Here is a 20,702-nt window from a genome sequence, read left to right as displayed (position 1 = left end):
TAAATTTACATAGTGGATTTTTTTCCCTCACCTGTTTGTTTAAGTTGCACAGTAAGCAATTGCAGTTGTTACCAGCCTCATTTGTTGTTTATGGCCTTACCGTCGGCCAAACAGCAATTGCAGCTGAAAAACAAATGCTGCAATTTGACATCAAAGCGCAACGAGCTGATTTGGCTTTAATCGAATTTGCAAAGCAAACCGAACAAACAGTCATTTTTTCTTTCGAATTAGCGAAGCAATATCAGGCACAATCGTTATTTGGTTTTTACACTAAACTCGATGCACTGAATGCGATGCTAGAAGGTACTGAGCTTGATGCGGTTGTTGATCAACAAGGCTTGCTGAGGATAAAACTCAAACAAGTAGATAGGAAAGATAACAACATGATCAAAGTATCAGGGGTCAGCGCTGCAGTCGTGCCATTACTGCTAGCCGCCAATACGCAAGCATTAGCAGAAGATCAAGCAGCAGAACAAAACATCGAAAAAATTGCCGTTGTCGGTAGCCGTGTAGCAGGACGCTCGGTTGAAGATTTACCGGTTCCGGTTGATATTTTAAGTGCCGAAGCACTAGAGAATACAGGCCAAACAGAAGTAGGCCGTATGCTTCAAGCAATCGCTCCATCGTTTAACTTTTCAAGCTCGTCTATCAGTGATGGTACAGATGCACTTCGCCCAGCAACATTGCGTGGCTTAGGACCAGATCAAACCTTAGTGCTTATCAACGGTAAACGCCGCCATCAAGCGAGCCTTATCCACATTAATACGTCAGTAGGTCGTGGTACGGCTGGTACTGACATGAACGCTATCCCTGCTGCTGCAATCAAACGTATCGAAGTATTACGTGATGGTGCTGCTGCACAATATGGTTCAGATGCGATTGCAGGTGTTATCAATATCGTATTAAAAGACGCCGAAGAAGGCGGTAAAGCCGCTATCAACTACGGTGAGTATTCAGAAGGCGATGGTGAAACGGTTACTGTTGATTTCAACAAAGGTTTTGCTTTAGGTGATGAAGGTTATCTTAACACCACAATTAATTACCGTGACCGTGCGCCAACTAACCGTGCAGGCCTTCATGGTTCTTGTCAATTTTACGGCTGTACAGAACTTGATGACGGTACGCTATTAGCTGGCGATCCGCGTGAGTTAACAGCACCTCGTGATACATTTAGAATCGGTGATGCAGATTCACAGCAATTTGCTTTAACGATTAATACTGGCTACGAATTAGCTGGTGGTGAATTATATGGCTTTATCACCTATTCAAATCGTGAAAATGAATCAGCAGCGTTTTTCCGTCATAACGCAAATGCAAATGGTAACCCAGTATTACAAGATGGTGATGCAACCATTCCTATGGGTTTCTTACCTAAGATTAATACCATCATTGATGATGTGTCTTACAACGTGGGCTTTAAAAAGTCGTTTGATAATGATTCAAGCATTGATTTATCGTACACCTACGGTGAAAACAGCATTGATTACACAACAAGCGACACTATCAATGGTTCATACGCAAACTACCTTCGTTATAACCAAGGTTTAAGCGCTGATGAAATTCGTGCCACTATCCCGCGTTCAGCGTATGCATATGGCCTTGAATTATCGCTTCAAACACTCAACCTTGATTACACTAAAGACTATGATAATTTTTCATTAGCATTGGGTGCTGAGCTACGTACCGATGAGTTCCGTATTCTTGAAGGTAGTGAATACGCGTACCGTGATTACGACACAGTTGATGGCGTTAGCATTTACTCAGGCCTAAATGGCGGTGTTGGTAGTGTTGATGCAGCAAGTGGTACGCAAGGTTTTGGTGGCTCAGATCCGGCATCATCAGTTGATGAGTCGCGCGATGTGATCTCATTCTACATGGATGCAGAAACCTATGTAATCGATGATGTCATCATCTCAGGTGCGGTACGTTACGATAACTACAAAGGCTTTGGCGATACAGTTAACTTTAAGCTAGCGGGTAACTGGTCAATTACTGAAGATGTGTCTTTACGTGGTGCACTAAGCACAGGTTTTAGAGCGCCTTCAATGCAACAACTTTACTTTAACAACGTAAGTACACAGTTTGTTGTGGGTGATGATGGCAGCCTAGTCGCTGAGCAAGTAGGTACGTTCAGAAACGACAGTACCTTAGCGCAATCAATTGGTATTCCTAAGCTAAAAGAAGAGAAATCACAAAACCGTAGTTTAGGTATTGTGTATAACGTTACCGACAATATCAATTTAACCATTGACTACTACTCGATTGATATCGACGACCGTATCGTTATTTCTAACCGTTTAGGTAAAGGTTTATCAGATACGCTAGATGCTGCACTTGAAAGCTCAGGCGCAGGTGCGGGTCAGTTCTTCTTAAATGGTGCAGACACAGAAACAGAAGGTGTTGATTTAGTTGCTACATGGAACACAGAAGGCCTTGGCGGTACGCTTGATTTCACCTTTGCTGCTAACTTCACTAAAACAGATGTGGTTGATTTATTTACGCCATCAGGCAGTGGCCTTGAGACTATTCCGGTAGAAGATGTGTTTTCTGCGCAAGAAACATCAATTATTGAAGAATGGCAACCAGAAGATCGCATTAACTTAAGTGCGCTTTACCGTTTAGAAGATTGGACTGTAAACCTATCACTAAACCGTTACGGCGAGTACACAGTTGAAGACGGTGGTCGTCAAACATACGGCGCTGAAATCTTAACTGATGTAAAAGTTAACTACTTCTTTAACGAAAATCTGTCATTTAACATTGGTGCAAATAACTTATTTGATGTTTACCCAGATAAGAACACCATTGGTAATTCACGCTCGGGTACGATTGTTGATGCAAGCGGCAACACAATTGTTTCAAGCCCTGGTGTGTTCACTTACTCACGTCGTTCAGCACCATTTGGTTTTAACGGTGCGTACTATTACGTAGGTGCAGAGTACAAGTTCTAAACTCCCTTTAGATTCTTTTATTATTTAACTTTGCAAAGGGCCATTTGGCCCTTTTTTAGTTATAAAGACGTACTTATAGAAATTGGCACATCTTGATATTGTTTTATTTTATCAAGCAAGGTGACCAAGGTTTTGTGGCTGCTTTGCTCACTTGCCGTTACTTGCACATTGGTCATTTCAAACTGTGCGGCAAATAACGCAAGGTTAGCGATTATCTGCTCTGGTGTGATAAGCCGGTTTGCAAAGTAAATACTGTCGTTTTCAGTAATAGTAAATTGCGCTTGTTTTTTAGGGTTTTCAAGGCTTGGTTTTGCTAAAGGGCGATTCAATTCAATAGCGCGCTCTTTAACAAACGAGGTTGTGACAATAAAAAATATCAACAAGATAAACACAATATCGAGCATAGGAGTCATATCTACATCAGCGTTTGCAGTGGTTTTTTTATGTTGTTTCACCATAATTAGATCCTTGTTGTTTTTGACCAAGCCACAAAATTTACCATTAAGTGACTAGCCATAGGCGTGTTAAGAACACGGATTATTTTTAAAATGCTGGGCGCCACAGCAGTTTTTAGGATCCTAAATTTAAAGTTAGCAGCTTTTAAAAATACTGTAGTTAAATAAATATTCTAAGTTTATTAAATATTTGTAGCGCTTTTGTTGGTAAAAATATTTATTAACTTTGATGAAATCATTTTGAGGTTAGTCTGGTCATTTTTGTTGGAACTAAGTTTAAAGGATGGATAAATGCTAAAAATTAAGTCTTTAGTTTGTGCTATGTGCCTTGTATTACCAACAGCAAGTTTTGCTGAGGAGCCAGTAAACGGGCAAGATTTCATAAATTTATTTGAGAAGCTGTCAGGTAAGCAGCCCGGTATCAGAAAAGGTCACGCCAAAGGGGTGTGCGCTGTTGGCACATTTACACCTAATCAAGCAGTAAAACAGTATTCAATCAGCCCTTTATTTAACGCACCGTCAAAAGCAAATATTCGTTTTTCTATGGGCGGTGGTAACCCTCATGCTGATGAAACATCACGCTCGCCGCGTGGAATGGGGGTGCAGTTTGTGCTAGAAAATGGTGATGTGCATAATATTGCAGGGCTTACTACGCCAGTATTTGCAGGGAACAGCCCAGAAGCATTTTTTGGTTTGCTAAGTACCTTAGTACCTGACGAAAAAACAGGTCAAATCGATTTTGCAAAAGTAAAAGCATACAGAGAACAAAACCCGAGTACTTTAGGACAATTTAATTGGCTACAAAGCCATAACCCGCCAGCATCGTATGTGTCTTCGCGTTATTTTGGTGTGCATACCTTTTACATGGTTGATGAAAAGGGCGCTAAGCATGCCTTTAGGTGGACCATGGTGCCAGAAGAGCCAGAGCAGGTGCTAACTGAAGAGCAAATGAAAACCTTCCCTAAATCATTTTTGGCTAAGCGACTTGAAGAGGATTTAGCGAAAGGGAAGGTGCATTATCGTTTTCAAGCAGAGTTAGCCGAGCAGGGTGATGTGTTAACTGACCCTTCAGTTCGTTGGCCCGCTGATCGCAAAACAATTGAATTAGGAAAGCTCACCATAGAATCGACAGGTGAATCAGGCTGTGACCTTACTAATTATGACCCAAACCTGTTGTCTAAAGGCTTTATGCCAAGCGATGACAAAGTACTTAAATTACGCTCAACAGCTTATGCTATTTCATTTGCAAAGCGTTTAACGGGGCAATAAATCTAAGTATCTGTCAGGTTTGATTAAAAGGAATTAATAAACCTGACAGGTGAGTGAGAAGCTGACTGCAAGATAAACTCGTTTTTGGACAAAAGTGAGTTAGAGTATTTATTTGGTTCCGCCTTGATGCGTTTCTTATAAGAAATCTACATCAAATCGTCACTTGCATGAGCTAAATACGCATACTTGTATAAATGGTTAGGTAATTTGCTGTAAACATTTTGTTTCTTTGACGCAAAGTTAACTGCACTAGCACTTAAAGCAGCAATGCCAAAACTTGCACTAACTTCATTTGGTATTTGCCCCAAAATTGTGGCTATTGCTGAAACAGCACCGGGGTATGCATTGATAGGGTTAGTGACAATCTGATTTAAACCCTTTAACACAGTTCGAGAATTAAACTCGGTAATTACCTTATTGTACGATTCTAGATCAAACGCAAGTTTGTCCTTAACACGTGTCGCTTCTTTTTCTGTTTGTTCAGCATTACATACACGACTTACTAATTCATATATTGTATTTCGTAGCTCATTAAGCTCATCGGCTCTTTTCTGCTTAAATTCTAAAACCTCGCAAATAGGTACATCCATTCTAGGTACAGGCAACATATTCATGAGTTGAAATTCTATTGTATCTTGTTGGGTCGCACACTTATCTGGAGTATATAGCCCGCCACTAGTTTGAAAGAAACTCCAGTCTGTATCATTCTTTTCTAGATATTTTTGAAGGACAGCATATGGTTTTAAGGCTATAACATCTTGAATATATAAAGGTTCTGTAGTTACCTTGTTTAAATCAATATCACTTTCATCTACAAAAGCTAAGCCTTCTTTTATCAACAGGTCTAGCTCTTGATTTGGATTTGGCCAGCCAGGAGAACTTCGGTATGAAAATTGTTCGTAACAGGTGACGTCAAATTTGTCCCAGAAAAGTAATGCGAATCTTAAATCATTAAGATCCATTTTTTCGTGAATCGTCCCATGATGCCCATTCCCCCTTCCGGGGGTGACTTTTGGTGCTAAAATAATTCCTTTTTCCACACGATGCTCCTCATTGCTTATAACGCCGCGCTCTGCGGAAATTTTGGAGCGCCAGCGAGTAATTTATCCCTAGCAGCGCCTTGTTAGCTACTACAGGCCTCCTATCAGGTTCTTAAAAGACTCCCTGTTTTTCTTTCTTGCAGCAAGCTCGCTGATTAGATATTTAATGCAAGCTTGGATAGCTTTAGCTCTCTCTAGACACTCCCCATCATCGTAACTGTGAACGCCCTCACTAAGAACTTTGTACAGTCGACCTAGCGGATTAAGTCCTGAGGGAATGAGGTAGTCAGGTAGTGCATGATTAGCGATACTTATCTTATCGCTCATCGGAGATTCAGCTCTAAGCTCGGCCAATTTAGCTAAAACTGGGATTTCTCTTTCAGAGCCTTCAACATCTTCCTGAATTAGGCTAAGCAACTCGTGTATATTTCTTTCGATAATTCGTCTCATATATGCGAAAGCAGCTATTCCATAGCCATTAGAAATACACACAACAGCTTTTTCGTAGCATTCAGAGTCATGAGAGAAGAAATTTTGAAGAAGTGGATCTCTCTCTAGCTTTTTCCTAGGGCGTTCACCATATTTCTGAATTTTTATTGTTTCATCAGTAACAATTTGTTCAACTAGATATTCATGCTGATTACCACAGCAAGAAGCACATGAGAATTGAAAGTATGACGTCCCCGTAGTAAGTGATTGTATCGCCATACCAGCGCCACCACCTCTTGGTCTCATGTCTTGAAACGGCCTCCATTGATTGCACGTCTCACAAAACGAATCGATTTCCTTGATCCAGAGATTGCTCCTATTTATATCGGGCTTATTGAACTCCTTCCACGAATATAGAGGTGCAGTTTCAAGAAAATCTTTAATGCATTTATCTGAAATCTTTTCCATTTGCACGAAACTCAATTTGTATGGCTAACAGCGTATTACCGAGAATTCCCGTTAACACTTAATGTGTCAATTTCCAGAATTATCAAAATACGATTTTTATTAATCTAATTATTAATAACTTACACATAGCCTAAAGGAATTACAATTGTTTAGACTCCTATATAACCGAGAATGTACTTATTCGAGAATGGGGAAAATTACATTTCGAGAACACGCATAAAAAATAGCTTTAAAATTAGCAACTTAAATTTTTATGAAAGTTTTAACGAGAAGTCAATTATATTACATAACGAGAATTGATTATTTATTCATTAACACTTTGAATGGCTGCTTCTCTAAAAGCAGCCATTAGTGGGTTTACCCTAACTTGTTTTGGGGCAATAACGAGTTATGCTGATGTCAGCTATTGGACCTTAGCCGAATTTTGACACGAATGGCGGATTAGTTCCTAGTTGTATGTCAAATGAAGCTACAACAAAGAAGTTATATTTTGATAAATAATAAGCAGCATATCTAAACAGATAAAAGCCCAGCTTAACTGGGCTTTGCACTCTCACAATTTAATGCTTTTTCATTTTACTCATTTCAGCATGACAACTTTGAATTGTCAGCAGGGTTTTTGATAACGCGGCTTCACAATCATGGGGTTGTGGCTTTTTAAGCGCATGTTTGATTTCGGCTAGTGTTTTATCTTCAACTTCTTCAAGTTCGCTAACATAGGTGGCGTTTTTGTCGGCACCTAGTTTAGTAATTAGTGATGTATAGGCTTTACGTGCTTCTACAGCAAAGTCAGAGCCATTTTCGCGCTCGCAATTTTCGTTAATAGCATAAGGTTGTAAGCGCTCAACACTTACTTTACGCGCATCTATCATGCGTTGAAATAAGGCAATTATGCTTGGGTCGGTTACTTTTTCCTGTGCTTTTTCATAAAAATCGATACCGCTATTCATAACTTGGATGATATCTGCAATATGATGAACGTCTTGTCCTTGATGAGTATTCATAATGACCTCTTTTTGAATATTAAAAACAATGCAATGAGTTACTTGCAAAGCATATTCCAGTTCATTACTTAAATATAAAGTTGATTTATTTCAGGTGGTTGTTGGTTTTTAATAGGAGGGGTACTGCTGATAAGATAAGCTAATACTTGGCTTATCAGCAATAATTACAATTTGGTGGGTAAAATCTTACTTAAGCTCGTCGGCCACTTCTGCAACCTTTTGGCGTAACCAAATATGGCTTGCATCACGGTGTAATAGCGGGCTCCAAATCATATCGAGCTCAAATGGCGGAATAGGGAATGGCGGCTCAAGAATTTTAAGGCCCGGATCGTCTAAATAAATATTTGCTGCTTTTGATGGTAAGGTTGCAACCAAGTTTTGTTCTTTCGCTAAGTGAATGGCAACGTGGTAGTTACGGGTAAAGGTGGCAATATTACGGTGTTTACCAAAGTGAGCGAGCGCCTCATCGACCCAACCTAGCTTTTGCACATCTTTCGGATCCATACCAACGCCTACACCAAAGCCTGTTTTACTTACCCAGATATGACGCGCTTTTAAATAGCTGTCGAGGCTGAAGTCTTTAATAATCGGGTTATCTGCTTTTACTAGGCAACAAAAGCTGTCTTTCCAAATTTGCTTATAGTGAAACGATTGCGGTAAGTTTTCAAAGCGGTTGATAGCCATATCTACCTTACCGTTTTCAACATCGTGGAAGGTTACATCACTTGGGGTCAAAATATCGAGTGTGGTATCAGGGGCTTCTTCGTGTAATTTACTTAACAAGCGTGGGGCAAGTGTACTTGCTGCATAGTCACTGGCCATGATGCGAAAAACACGTTTACTTTGTGATGCCTCAAACTCGCGGTTTGGTGCAAGTGTTTCTTCAAGGGTCATTAATATGCCGCGGATCACTGGCTGTAACTCTTTTGCACGCTCTGTCGGTACCATACCCTCACTGGTACGCACCAAAATAGGGTCGTTAAATAAATTACGTAAGCGTTTTAAGCCATTACTCATTGCTGGCTGGGTAATGCTAAGCTGGTTAGCTGCTTTGGTTACATTACATTCCCTGAGAAGAGTATCTAGGTAAACAAGTAAGTTTAAATCTATTTTACTAATATTCATTCTGTGTCCTTGGTGTTTACCAATAATGGATAAATCGTTGTGCAGCAGGGTATGGGTAAATATGGCTTACTACACCTTGCTTAAAGTTGTATTGTGCTTGTCGCCAATAGGCTGGATCTTCAAGCTCTGGGTGTGTACTCAATAAGTATTGCTTATACACCGGGTTTGCTGTCACAAAGGTACATAATTGCTCTGGAAACACATCTTGTGGTGCTACAGAGTAGCTTTGCTCATTAGTTAGGTAATCATCGTACGTTTTGGCTTTAGGCAAAGCACGAAAATTCATATCGGTTAGATACTGAACTTCATCGTAGTCATAAAAAATAACGCGATTATGTTTACTCACCCCAAAGTTTTTCAACAGCATGTCGCCTGGGAAAATATTAACGGCGATCATTTCTTTTAAAGCTTGGCCATATTCTTCTATTGCCTCAAAAGCTTGTTGCTCACTGGCATTTTCAAGATAAAGATTTAACGGTGTCATCCGTCTTTCAATATATAAATGCTTGATGATTAGCCATTCGCCTTCAATAATCATCGAAGAACCAATGGTTTTATGTAACTCTTCAAGTAATTTACTATCAAATCGGGCTAGTGGAAATACGACGTTCGAATACTCTATGGTATCGGCCATGCGACCAACACGGTCATGACTTTTTACTAATTGGTAGCGTTTTAATACGGTATCGCGGCCAAAGGGTTTGCTTTCACCAAAGGTGTCTTTAATTACTTTAAATACATAGCCAAACGAGGGCAGGGTAAATACCATCATTACCATACCTGGTGTACCGGGGGCTATAACGAGCTGGTCATTTGAATGATCTAAATGACTTAAAAACTCACGATAAAATTCGGTCTTACCTTGTTTATGAAAACCTATGGCGTTGTACAGCTCTGCCAGTGTTTTATTAGGCATAAGCTGATTCAAAAAGCGCACTAACGCAGATAGTGCATGGGTTTCAACCATAAAATATGCGCGCGCAAAACCAAAGATAACCCGCATTTGCGATGATTTAGTAAGTAGGGCGTCGAGGTATAGCCCTTTGTCTTCATGATGCAACACAGCAATAATAAATGGCTGTACACCACTTTCTGACACCACGCGGCCAACAATATAAGCGGCTTTGTTACGGTAAAAAGGGGCTTGCAGTATATCAAAGCGCATTTGCCATGCTTGATGATGTGTATCGGGCGCTTGTTTATAAAAGGCTTTTACCAGCAAGCGAATATCGCGTTCTAAATCAACAAAGGGGGCTTTAAAATCAAACTGGTTAATAATTTTGCGAATAGTAGGTCTTAAACCATCAACAACCGGGTGGTAACTACGATATTCGGCTTCCATTGGCAATGCTGGGGCATCTGCTAGCGTTGCTTTTACAAATATAAAGTCATTATTAAAATAACGGCGATGGAATAAACGACAAAAAACTGAGTTGTAAAAGGTTTCGGCGAGTTCTGCTTGAGGGTGAAAGCGCAAAAATTGCTGATAAAGTTGTTTGGTTTCAAGCCAGCAGGTTTGGTCTAAGGTAATAATTTGCTGTTCATTAAGCGATTTGAGCTTGGCAATGGTTTCGTTAACCCGATCATCGTAATGGCTAATTCTGAGTTTGCTTATTTCATTTATTTTTTGCCAATCACGCTGTGCAAACGCGAGTGGCGCTTTAGCAGTAATTGCTTGAAAGAGTTTATAGTGATTGCGAAACCCAGATAAAATTAACTCTGCAATGTGTTGTGGCTGCATATAAACTCCTTACTTATACCAACATAGAGCAATAACTCTATAGGTGTTAAGAATATGTTATTTATTCTTCAAACCCAATAGTAAAGTGTATTTAATTATATCGAGCGAGTTTTTTCTCTAAGTTTACGATTTTTTTGTTAATATTTTTCACGTCTCGCACGTATTGCTTATTAATTGCTTTAAGCTGTTTATTTATGTCTTTGTTAATTTCTTTCGCTTTTTTATCTGACAACCTTCTATTTAAGCGTTGTTCTTGTTGATATTGCGCTCTATCTCGATCGCGACTCAAAATATCTAAACGATACTTATAACTACGGATCTCAGCTTCGAGATCTCTAATAATTTGCTGGCGCTCTAATTCATTCAGCTCTTTAACATAATTATTAGGTGCTTTAATGTCGGGATCGGTAACGTGGATTTTGTGCTTGGTTGCACGGTTACCGCAGGGGTATTCACTAAAAACGGTGCCTCTGTCTGTGACGCACTTATAGTATTCAGTTGTTGCAGCAAGTGATGAAAGGGAGCAGGTCAACAAACAAACTATTATTGAAAAAGTGATTATAGTTTTCATGACATCCATGTCTCCTAAATCAGTAATAGGGCTCTGTGTGGGTATATTTAAAACTAGCTCGTAATAATGATTTATCAATAATCACTAAGGAGTATAACGTTTTAGTTTTTTAATACTTTGCACCAAAAATGGGACATCAAGTCTTTGCTCAATCGCAAAACCTTGTGCAGCAGAAATATTTTTAAAATTACCATCAGAGTCAATCAGAGTAATTCGGTCTTTCTTAAAGGCAATGAAAACATCTTGAGAGTAGTTAACACCGGTATCATCATGGCGTTTATATAGATTGCTTCCCAGCATAGTTTGCTTTGCGAGCGTATTACAGCTGAAATAATGGCCAACACTTGTGGCAATAATATCGCTTGGTTGGATAAGACCATCAGTTTGCACCACTTTTTTGTCTGAGCTGTATAAGCGTGAAGCAGTGACAATACCATTGCTGTTATTAGCTAAACTAAAGGCAAAAACGGCATTTGCTGCTTCACGTGGGCGTGTAGATTCGTCCGCGCGAATAAGACGAATAGCCGGATTTATATCTTCGTTGTTAATAAATTCGAATTGTTCAAAACCATTAATTTGTATTGAGCGATTATCAGCAAGCCAAACAGGGAGCTGCTGTTTGTCTAGAATCGGGGCTTTGTAAAATGCTGGTAGGCCGTACACTAAACTAAATAACGTGTCTTCAGCTTCGATAGGTTGTAAGAATAAGTCTGTCTTACGTAGTGCAGGTTCAGTGCTAACAAATTGCTCAAGAGCGTTATTGTTTTCAAATACCAAAATATCAATTGTGGCACTTGAGTCAGCCTTACATTCAGCAAGAGGAGTAGGAGCTAAGTAATCTATGTTGTGCGGGTCTAATCTAACATCATGCGCTTCTTTATAGCTTTCGATATCTAGTAAATCATTTTTAGCTAATAAGCTTTTTGCCGTTGTTGGATAAGACAATGGCAATACATTATCTTGTTTAGTGATGTCGAACTTTAAGTTGGCATCAGCCCAAATATGAATGCTATGGCTCAGTGCAAAACACACTAGAATCGTGCTTGTTGCATAACGCGGAAATTTATATTGCTTTAAGCGTGCTAAGTGGTGCCATGTATAGTTACTTACTAATAACTGAAACGCTAAAATTAATAGCACAATACCACCCGCTAGAATTGTGGTAAGAGCAGGTGAGCTTGTTAAGCGGTGCCAAAGCAGAGACACAATTTCGGGTAGTGCAGATGTATTTAAGTGATAACCTAAGTTGAAATACACATAGGCATCAAGTGTCAATAATGAAGCACCAAGCGTTGCGATAATAGCCGCCATCCCTCGGATATGCCGAGGGTATGGAAACACTAAGCTTAATGGAAATATCGTCAAAACAAAGGCAATAAAAGTAATAAAGCTGGTGTGGCTTAACCAAGTTACGAGCATGTATAAATAGCCCATAAAGGTGGTTGGCGCACTGTCTGCAACTAAGTAGCTTACGCTAATAAATAGCACTAAGCCTATGTTTGCAAAGGTGAACCAATGTCCCCAACTTAGAAGCTGACTTACTTTTGATGAGAATTGACTTTGTTGCGATAAATTCATAAATCTTATTTAACCGACTGAGCTAATGCTTTGGCGAAATTGTCGGCAACCGCTTGTCTTTTCTCTGATGGTACATGCTCTTTTAAAATATGCGTGATAGAATTTCCTAAACACATAAGGCTTAAATCAACAGGCGCTTTGTGCTCTGTTAGTACATCGATCAGCTGATCAACGATTTGTTCTACTTGCTCATTAGAATATTTTGATATGATAGGCATCAGTTGGTTCGGTAAAAAGAGTTATATTCCCGTATTTTAACACCAGAGGCGTGAAAAACAAAGATGACAATAGATGTTAAAAAATTAGTCGTTCATTATGTAGACAAAAAAGATGACGACACAGATATTCATTTACGCAATGATGAGATGGTTGTTAACGATAAAGTAGCCGTTTTTATTGAACAGCTACACCATGCATACAATGGTAAGCCGGGTAAAGGTTATTGCGCATTCAGTGGCGAGAAAAACAGTATTGTTGCATCAGCTATGCAAAGCTACCGTAATAACGAGCTTGGTTTTTGGCACATGACAGAGCAAGCGACAAATGTGCTAAAAGAAGAGCTAAATAAGTATGCCTTCAACGAAACGGGTTATTTAGTTTTTTGCCATTATCAGTATGTTGCGAGTGACTTTTTGTTAATTGCCATGATTAATATTAAAGAGCACTACTCAATTACTTCTGAGCTTGATCTAGCGTCATCACGTCATTTAGATATTTCGCGTATGCAATTAGCTGCACGTGTAGATTTAACAGCGTGGGATGCGCAACCAGAAGATAATCGCTATGTGTCGTTTATTAAAGGTCGTGCCGGTCGTAAAGTAGCAGACTTCTTCTTAGACTTTTTAGGTTGTGAAGAGGGCATTGATCCGAAACAGCAAAGCCAAGTTATGCTTAATGCCGTAGAAGATTACTTATCTGAGCAACAATACGACAAGTCAGAAAAAGACGAGCTTCGCAAACAAGTTTTTGATTACTGTAATGATTGTGTAACTACAGGTGAAGATGCCAATGTTAAAGAACTTTCGGCGACATTATCAAAAAGTGACGACAGCCCATTTGAAAGCTTTTGCCAAGAACAAAATTATGACTTAGAAGAGTCGTTCCCTGTTGATAAGAAAACAGTTACCAGCATGGTTAAGTTTTCAGGTATGGGCGGCGGTGTCAGTGTGAGCTTCGAACGCAAACATTTAGGTGAGCGAGTTACCTACAACGAAGCGACTGATACGCTTGTTATTAAAGGTATTCCACCTAATCTTAAAGACCAGTTACAGCGCTTTATGGAGCAAGAAGAAAGTTAACTTTCTTAGCTACCGCAACCTTTCTTATTTAGCCCAGCCTTAGCTGGGCTTTTTTTACTATTTGTACTCACGTTGAAAATTTTTGCAATTATCTTAAATAAGAAGAGTGTGAGCTGGTCCTTTATGATTGGTTTTAAATTGAGATACGTTGTTTTTTAGTATTCTAAAGCCGTAAATAAAGTGATAACAATAGAAATGGATATTCAAGAATAAGTCGTATTTTTAGTATGAGCTCACAATAGCTGCTTAGTATCTAATTGAGCAGCATTTTAAATATCGAGGGTAAAGGAATGTCATCAAGTATTGTACTAATTAATCCATTTATTGTTCCTGAAGGCAAGTTAGAAGAATCAATCAAATATTGGGAATCCCATCGAGATTTTTTAAAAACGCAACCGGGGTATATATCAACTAAGTTACACCGTTCATTAGAAACACAATCATTTTTGGGTGAAGCCAAATATAAACTAATCAATGTAGCTGAGTGGGAAAGCCAAGACGCCTTTAATTCTGCAGTGCAAAAGATGCAATTAGCACTTAACAGCGAAAGAGTAGAAGGTTTAGTCGGGCAGCCTGCTTTATACGAGGTTGTTAGAGAATAAATAAAGGAAAAGCTGGAGAGATTATAAGTTAAAACTGTAAATTTGGTTTAACAGTGCCTTGACTAAGTCTCTTAACTTTAGCGCTATTTGGGGGATATATGGATAGAATCTTTAGATTATTAAAACCTGAAAATATTCGAGTCTTGTTATTTTTGCTAGGTATTGTGCTGTTAGGGAGAAGCTTGGCTACAACACGCCCAGAATATGGTGTGACAATTCTTACTGCACAAGAGCAACCACAAGATATTTTAATGTATTTTCATGTTGAAGTTCAGCGTTATATTATGACGATGCTTTGGCCTGTTGTTTTCGCGTTATTAAACTCGCTCTATCCAAAAATAAAAGTATCTAAGCCATTTTTTTATACAATTATAGGCCTACATATCATAAGCCTATTTATTAGTTTGATTTGGTATTTCAACTATGTTCCGAACAATCAAGAGGGAGCATCACATTTAGAGCAAGGGTTAGCACATATGCAATTTAGCGCAACAATAGTGTTTATTGTTAGCCTGATTAGTGCTGTGTTTTCTTTAATATGGTTTAGTAAAGGGTGGGTCATTTTTAAATCAGATGAGTCTCCTTAAACTTGGCAGCTAATTAACTAAATCTAAATTTTTTATATCGATAATATGTTTATCAATATCATTGTGTGCCAGCTCTTATGTATTTCTAATGTATGTTTCACAGTGGCTTTTAGTCATGGTGCCCCCTAAAAAAAGCAAATACACAGGCTTTAATTCTTACGAAAATCAATTCTTGCTTTGACATTTATAAGCTTCTTAAACGTGTGCTATTTAGTCGAAATTTTTATCTAACTATGATTTATCTGGCTCAATGCTGGTAAATCCATTAGGGTATTCTTTTAAGCTAAAATTTAAAAAGAGGGTAAATGACCCTTTCATTTAACACTGCAAGATTAAATGTCATTGAAGTAAATTCTAATGCAGCTAAATCAGAGCGTACTGCTCTAGTTAAAGCTTTACCTTCGATATTAACCCCCGCTGTAGTTGCAAATTTACCGAGTTATTTTCAAGGCATAGAATCTAAATTAGCGGCTGAGGAGTGGCTTAATAAAATGCTTAAAGAATGCCATTTATTAATGCTGCAGTCTTCTGAAAGTGAAATTATAGGGTTCTTGTTTATATATAGCGATAACCCAAATGCCCACATTGGTTACTTATTAGCTGAGCAATATTGGGGGAAGGGCCTTGCATTTGAATTACTGCATGGCTTTATCAACTTGGCTTACACCCACCCACAATGGCATAAGCTTATCGCTGGTGTTGATAAATCAAATACCGCGTCAGTTAAGCTTTTAAATAAACTTTCATTTATTCAGCAAGATGAAGTGATAAATGATATGTTGTTTTATGAATTTGACTTACGCAAAGAGCCTTTTGGAAAAGAGTAACGATGACTTACAAAGCAGTTAACTTTAAAGATAAGTTTTCTAAATTTACTGAACATTGGTCGCCACGGGTCATTGCCGAAATGAATGACTATCAATTCAAACTCGCTAAAGTTGAAGGAGAGTTTGTTTGGCATGATCATCCTGATACTGATGAAGTATTCATAGTTATTGAAGGGATACTTGAAATTGAGTTTAGGGATGGCGCTGTGACTTTGGAAGCTGGTGAGTTATTTGTAATTCCTAAGGGTGTTGAGCATAAACCAAAAGCAAACAGCGAATGCAAAATAATGCTTGTTGAACCCAAAGGGGTTGTAAATACAGGTAATGCGGGTGGGCAATTGACTGCCACAAATGATGTATGGGTGTAGCGATAATTTCGATATCAGATTCAGAACTGTAAGAATTAAACCTTAAAAAAGCTACGCATCTTAGTGTTTTTGTGCTTTTACTATTTGGCTTATACTCGTGTTTGTATTTCAGGTAATATATAAAAATCAGCCAATTTGGATCTCAACTAACAAGGCACTAGTGGCATAACGATATATTTTAAGCTTGTGCGGTGATCCTAGTTTTTAACTTAAGTATGGAATAAGTAATGACAATAACTGCATTTTTAGTTAATTCATTTACCGCAGAGGGAACAGGTGGCAACCCTGCAGGTGTGGTATTAAATGCTGACAATCTTTCAGATACAGAAAAATTGAAGATTGCAAAAGAAGTTGGCTTTTCAGAAACGGCATTTGTAGCCCAAGATCATGAAGTTGACTTTGCAGTATCATTTTTCACGACAACAGAAGAAGTTGATTTTTGCGGCCATGCAACACTTGCGGTGTTCGCTACGTTTTATGAAAAGGGTTTATTAAAACCAGGTTATTATACTCAGCGAACAAAAGCGGGTTTGTTAGGCGTCACAATTGCCGAAGACGGCAAAATTACTATGGAGCAAGCCTTGCCAAAATATCTTGGTGGCTTTTCTTATAGTGACCTTGCAGGCTTATTAGGGCTTGATGAAACTATACTTGCAGCAACAGGTTTACCAATTGACATAATAACCACAGGCTTGCCTGATATTATCGTTGCTGTGCCTAATGGCTACTTAGATAAAATGACTATTGATGAAGCAGCGCTGAGCGAATTTTGTCAACAACATAAAGTGATCGGTGTTCACGCATTTGAGCTTTTAGAGAGCGAATGTGGGCTAACAGCAAGTTGTCGTAATTTTGCTCCTTTGGTTGATATACCTGAAGAATCAGCAACGGGGAGTGCCAATGGTGCGCTTGCTTGCTATTTAACTAAACATGTATTTGTTCAGCAAGAAAACCATTTTCAGTTTGAACAAGGTCGAGCAATGGGCTGTCGCTCACATATTTCTACAAGTGTTTACTCGGATGAGCAGGGCGTGAGAAAAGTGTTAGTGGGTGGATACGCCAGTGCCATCGGCACACAAAAAATCGAGATTTAGTGTACATCTAAAACAAAAAAGCCGCGTTTCATAACGCGGCTTTTTTTATATAGCTATCAACTAGTCAGTAGATAATGTTTTCGTCATTTCTGCTCGCGCTCTACCTGCAGGTTTAACTGAACCTGGGCGTAGACCACTATCAGGAATAGCGTCACGTTTATCATGTGCCATAGCCGCCGGAGTAGGTTGTGGCTCGCTGTCTGCAACTGGCGCTGGTTTTGCCATAGCTGCGCTTGCTGAACCTTTAACTAACATTGTTTTTTCATTGTTAGGTGTTGGTTTAGCTTCTTCAGCTTTAACTGGCTCTTCAGCTTGTACTGGTTCGTCAGCTTTTACTGGCTCTTCAGCTTGTACTGGTTCGTCAGCTTGTACTGGCTCTTCAGCTTTTACTGGTTCTTCAGCTTTTACTGGTTCTTCAGCTTTTACTGGTTCGTCAGCTTGTACTGATTCTTCAGCTTGTGCTGGTTCTTCAGCTTTAACTGGTTCTTCAGCTTTAACAGGCTCTTCAGCTTTTACTGGTTCTTCAGCTTTAACAGGCTCTTCAGTTTTAACTGATTCTTCAGCTTTTACTGGTTCTTCAGCTTGTACTGACTCGTCAGCTTGTACTGGTTCTTCAGCTTGTACTGATTCTTCAGCTTTAACAGGCTCTTCAGCTTGTACTGATTCTTCAGCTTTAACAGGCTCTTCAGCTTGTACTGGCTCTTCAGCTTTTACTGATTCTTCAGCTTGTACTGGCTGTTGAGTTTGTGACTGCTTTGCTTTTAACTCAGCTTCATACTCAGCAGCGGCTTGATCAGCAACTGGAATAAACGCAGGTGCGTCACTTTTCGCATCACTTGATTTTTCGTCTTGCTCTGGGCGACGGCGACGTTGACCAGCGGCACGTAAATGACGCGGTGAACGACGAGAGCGAGTACGAGGTTGAGCTTGTTCTTCATCAGTTGATGCTTCAACTACAGATTCAACTTGCTCTGTTTGTTTTGGCTCAGCGTCAGCTTTCACTGGTTCAGCTTTTACTTGTGATTCAGCAACTGGTTGCTCTGCTTGTTCAGTCTCAACTGCAACCGATTCTTTTGCAGGCTTAGCTGGTTTTTCAGCTTTTGGTGCTTGCTCTACCGGTTCATTAGTTTGTACTAAATTTGCATCATCTGCATTTTCGTCTTTAACGCGAACTTTCTTGCGCAAGTTACGGCGTTGACGACGAACCTTAGGTTTAGTTTCCTTTGGTTGCTCAGACTGTGTTTCTTGTGCCGTTTCTTTTGTCGTTTGCTCTACATCATCAGTGCGTTTTTCATTGCGCTTTCTGTTGTTAGAATTACGACGACGCTTGTTACGATTTTCGTTACCTTCTTTTTGCTCAGGTGTTGAAGTATTTGTATTTTCTTCTTTAGCCTGTGCGTCTTCAGGGCGTTTGTTACGAGAGTTACGACGGCGCTGATTGTTGCTACGACGACGGTTATCGTTGTTGCGACGATTATTGCTACGTCTTTGTGCTGCCTTTTTCTCTTCTTGCTCTTTCTCTGTTTCGTCTTCAGCAGTGCTAAATAACGATTTGAAGAACTTACCAATTGCAGCAAATAAACCACCTTCAGACTTTTTAGCTGCAGGAGTTGCTTGCTCAGCTTTAGGTGCTGCTTGAGGAGCCGGTGTAGTCGGCATAACGACACCTTTTAAAACTGGCTCTTCACGAACTGGTGCTGTAGGCGCTTTAGCCATTTCAAATGCTTCTGGCTCAGGCGCAACAACTTGCTCGTAGCTCACTGTTTCGATTGTTTCGTCTTTACGTAAGCGAATTACTTCGTAATGTGGCGTTTCCATGTGTTGATTAGGAATGATCACTACATCAACGTTGTGGCGCTTTTCGATGCGTTGAACACTACGACGCTTTTCGTTTAATAAGTAAGCGGCAACAGCAACAGGCACTTGTGCATTAACTTGTGATGTGTTGTCTTTAATTGCTTCTTCTTCGATTAAGCGAAGGATAGACAGAGCAATTGATTCGTTTGAGCGAATCGTACCTTGACCATTACAACGAGGACATGGACCTTGGCTCGCTTCGCCTAATGAAGGGCGTAAACGTTGACGCGACATTTCAAGTAAACCAAAGCGTGAGATCTTACCGATTTGAACACGTGCTCTATCAGGACGAGCGGCATCTTTTAAACGGTTCTCAACTTCACGCTGGTGACGTGGTGGGGTCATATCGATGAAATCGATAACAATAAGACCACCTAAATCACGTAAACGTAATTGACGCGCAATTTCGTCTGCTGCTTCTAAGTTTGTATTAAGCGCAGTTTCTTCGATATCACCGCCTTTAGTGGCTTTTGACGAGTTAATATCGATAGATGTTAACGCTTCAGTTGGATCAATAACAATTGAGCCACCTGATGGTAAGCGAACTTCACGTTGGAAAGCTGACTCGATTTGGCTTTCTATCTGGTAATGAGTAAATAGCGGCACATCACCTTGATAAAGCTTTACGCGGCTCATGAAGTCTGGGCGGAAACGCTCAATGTGCGCTTTCGCTTCTTCGAATACACGTGCTTTATCAATTAATATTTCGCCAATATCACGACGTAAATAGTCACGAATCGCGCGGAATATTACGTTGCTTTCTTGGTGAATTAAGAACGGAGCAGGGCCACTGTCAGCTGCTTGCTGAATAGCTTGCCAATGCACCAATAATGCTTTTAAGTCGTACTCTAGTTCTTCAAAAGACTTACCAACACCTGCAGTACGAACAATTAAGCCCATGCCTTTAGGAAGTTCTAAACGGCTTAGTGCTTCTTTAAGTTCAGTACGCTCATCACCTTCAATACGGCGAGAAATACCACCTGCACGTGGGTTGTTCGGCATAAGTACTAAATAGCTACCAGCAACACTGATAAAGGTTGTTAACGCAGCACCTTTTTGGCCACGCTCTTCTTTATCAACTTGCACGATAACTTCCTGACCTTCTTTGATCACGTCACGAATGTTCGGACGGCCTTGGAACGTATAGCCTTGTGGGAAGTAGGTGCGAGCTATTTCTTTAAGTGGAAGGAAACCATGTCTTTCAGCGCCATAATCTACAAAGGCAGCTTCTAGTGATGGTTCGATACGGGTAATTTTACCCTTGTAAATATTTGCTTTTTTTTGTTCGTGACCCGGGCTCTCTATGTCTAAATCATACAGGCGCTGGCCATCAACCAGTGCAACGCGCATTTCTTCTTGCTGCGTCGCATTGATTAGCATACGTTTCATATTGTTACTCTACTAATTTTGTCGCTGACATGACGAAGTAAAATCGTCT

The 20,702-nt window shown here is 39.7% G+C and carries 18 protein-coding genes; 8 read left to right on the top strand and 10 right to left on the bottom strand.

All coding sequences use genetic code 11. The features are described 5' to 3' along the window. The first annotated feature begins 134 nt into the window (after positions 1-134). Positions 135-2,951, top strand: coding sequence for a TonB-dependent receptor plug domain-containing protein (locus ACSFVZ_RS02910; protein WP_135926272.1), 2,817 nt, complete (start codon positions 135-137; stop codon positions 2,949-2,951). 59 nt (positions 2,952-3,010) lie between these two features. Here the strand turns inward: ACSFVZ_RS02910 and ACSFVZ_RS02905 are convergent, their stop codons facing one another. Next, positions 3,011-3,409 (bottom strand): ExbD/TolR family protein, encoded by a 399-nt coding sequence (locus ACSFVZ_RS02905; protein WP_435558057.1) that lies wholly within the window; start codon positions 3,407-3,409, stop codon positions 3,011-3,013. Between the two features lie 288 nt (positions 3,410-3,697). On the opposite strand from ACSFVZ_RS02905, the gene ACSFVZ_RS02900 reads away from it, so the two are divergent. Further along, positions 3,698-4,675 carry a catalase family peroxidase gene (locus ACSFVZ_RS02900; RefSeq protein ID WP_435558056.1) on the top strand — a complete coding sequence of 326 codons (978 nt, stop codon included), beginning with the start codon at positions 3,698-3,700 and terminating at the stop codon, positions 4,673-4,675. 146 nt (positions 4,676-4,821) lie between these two features. Here the strand turns inward: ACSFVZ_RS02900 and ACSFVZ_RS02895 are convergent, their stop codons facing one another. The 8 genes from ACSFVZ_RS02895 to ACSFVZ_RS02860 all read right to left on the bottom strand — a co-directional run bounded on the left by ACSFVZ_RS02895 (position 4,822) and on the right by ACSFVZ_RS02860 (position 12,849). After that, positions 4,822-5,715, bottom strand: coding sequence for a DUF6236 family protein (locus tag ACSFVZ_RS02895; RefSeq protein ID WP_435558055.1), 894 nt, complete (start codon positions 5,713-5,715; stop codon positions 4,822-4,824). 90 nt (positions 5,716-5,805) lie between these two features. Continuing rightward, positions 5,806-6,612: a hypothetical protein gene (locus ACSFVZ_RS02890; protein ID WP_435558054.1), complete on the bottom strand. Its 807-nt coding sequence runs from the start codon at positions 6,610-6,612 to the stop codon at positions 5,806-5,808. Positions 6,613-7,172: 560 nt separating this feature from the next. Next, the gene (locus ACSFVZ_RS02885) at positions 7,173-7,616 is read right to left on the bottom strand and encodes a ferritin-like domain-containing protein (RefSeq protein WP_435558053.1); all 444 of its coding nucleotides are present in this window, start codon (positions 7,614-7,616) and stop codon (positions 7,173-7,175) included. Between the two features lie 186 nt (positions 7,617-7,802). After that, on the bottom strand, positions 7,803-8,741 hold the full coding sequence (locus ACSFVZ_RS02880; RefSeq protein ID WP_054554698.1) for a LysR family transcriptional regulator: 939 nt from the start codon (positions 8,739-8,741) through the stop codon (positions 7,803-7,805). Between the two features lie 16 nt (positions 8,742-8,757). Beyond that, the gene (gene aceK / locus ACSFVZ_RS02875) at positions 8,758-10,482 is read right to left on the bottom strand and encodes a bifunctional isocitrate dehydrogenase kinase/phosphatase (RefSeq protein ID WP_435558052.1); all 1,725 of its coding nucleotides are present in this window, start codon (positions 10,480-10,482) and stop codon (positions 8,758-8,760) included. 91 nt (positions 10,483-10,573) lie between these two features. After that, positions 10,574-11,053 (bottom strand): DUF4124 domain-containing protein, encoded by a 480-nt coding sequence (locus ACSFVZ_RS02870; protein WP_295510385.1) that lies wholly within the window; start codon positions 11,051-11,053, stop codon positions 10,574-10,576. Between the two features lie 84 nt (positions 11,054-11,137). Further along, the gene (locus ACSFVZ_RS02865; RefSeq protein ID WP_235382373.1) at positions 11,138-12,631 is read right to left on the bottom strand and encodes a DUF3413 domain-containing protein; all 1,494 of its coding nucleotides are present in this window, start codon (positions 12,629-12,631) and stop codon (positions 11,138-11,140) included. Between the two features lie 5 nt (positions 12,632-12,636). Continuing rightward, positions 12,637-12,849 (bottom strand): YejL family protein, encoded by a 213-nt coding sequence (locus ACSFVZ_RS02860; protein WP_036967930.1) that lies wholly within the window; start codon positions 12,847-12,849, stop codon positions 12,637-12,639. 63 nt (positions 12,850-12,912) lie between these two features. Between ACSFVZ_RS02860 and yejK the strand changes: the two genes are divergently transcribed. The 6 genes from yejK to ACSFVZ_RS02830 all read left to right on the top strand — a co-directional run bounded on the left by yejK (position 12,913) and on the right by ACSFVZ_RS02830 (position 17,407). Next, complete coding sequence (gene yejK, locus ACSFVZ_RS02855; protein ID WP_135924328.1) at positions 12,913-13,929, top strand: nucleoid-associated protein YejK; 1,017 nt, start codon at positions 12,913-12,915, stop codon at positions 13,927-13,929. Between the two features lie 290 nt (positions 13,930-14,219). Then, positions 14,220-14,531, top strand: coding sequence for an antibiotic biosynthesis monooxygenase family protein (locus ACSFVZ_RS02850; protein ID WP_135924329.1), 312 nt, complete (start codon positions 14,220-14,222; stop codon positions 14,529-14,531). 98 nt (positions 14,532-14,629) lie between these two features. Beyond that, complete coding sequence (locus ACSFVZ_RS02845) at positions 14,630-15,118, top strand: hypothetical protein (protein ID WP_435558051.1); 489 nt, start codon at positions 14,630-14,632, stop codon at positions 15,116-15,118. A gap of 305 nt (positions 15,119-15,423) precedes the next feature. Beyond that, complete coding sequence (locus ACSFVZ_RS02840) at positions 15,424-15,945, top strand: GNAT family N-acetyltransferase (RefSeq protein ID WP_435558050.1); 522 nt, start codon at positions 15,424-15,426, stop codon at positions 15,943-15,945. Between the two features lie 2 nt (positions 15,946-15,947). After that, positions 15,948-16,313 (top strand): cupin domain-containing protein, encoded by a 366-nt coding sequence (locus ACSFVZ_RS02835; RefSeq protein WP_138558328.1) that lies wholly within the window; start codon positions 15,948-15,950, stop codon positions 16,311-16,313. A 227-nt stretch (positions 16,314-16,540) separates the two neighbouring features. Further along, positions 16,541-17,407: a PhzF family phenazine biosynthesis protein gene (locus tag ACSFVZ_RS02830; protein WP_435558049.1), complete on the top strand. Its 867-nt coding sequence runs from the start codon at positions 16,541-16,543 to the stop codon at positions 17,405-17,407. 60 nt (positions 17,408-17,467) lie between these two features. Here ACSFVZ_RS02830 and rne read toward each other — a convergent pair whose 3' ends face one another. After that, a complete protein-coding gene (gene rne / locus ACSFVZ_RS02825; RefSeq protein WP_435558048.1) occupies positions 17,468-20,653 on the bottom strand; it encodes a ribonuclease E in 3,186 nt (1,061 codons plus the stop codon). Positions 20,654-20,702: the final 49 nt, after the last annotated feature.

The organism is Pseudoalteromonas nanhaiensis (genome assembly GCF_051235485.1).
GTDB classification, from domain to species: Bacteria; Pseudomonadota; Gammaproteobacteria; order Enterobacterales; family Alteromonadaceae; genus Pseudoalteromonas; species Pseudoalteromonas lipolytica_C.
The sequence above is the reverse complement of the archived record's forward strand: the minus strand, read 5'-3'. Positions and strand labels throughout refer to the sequence as shown.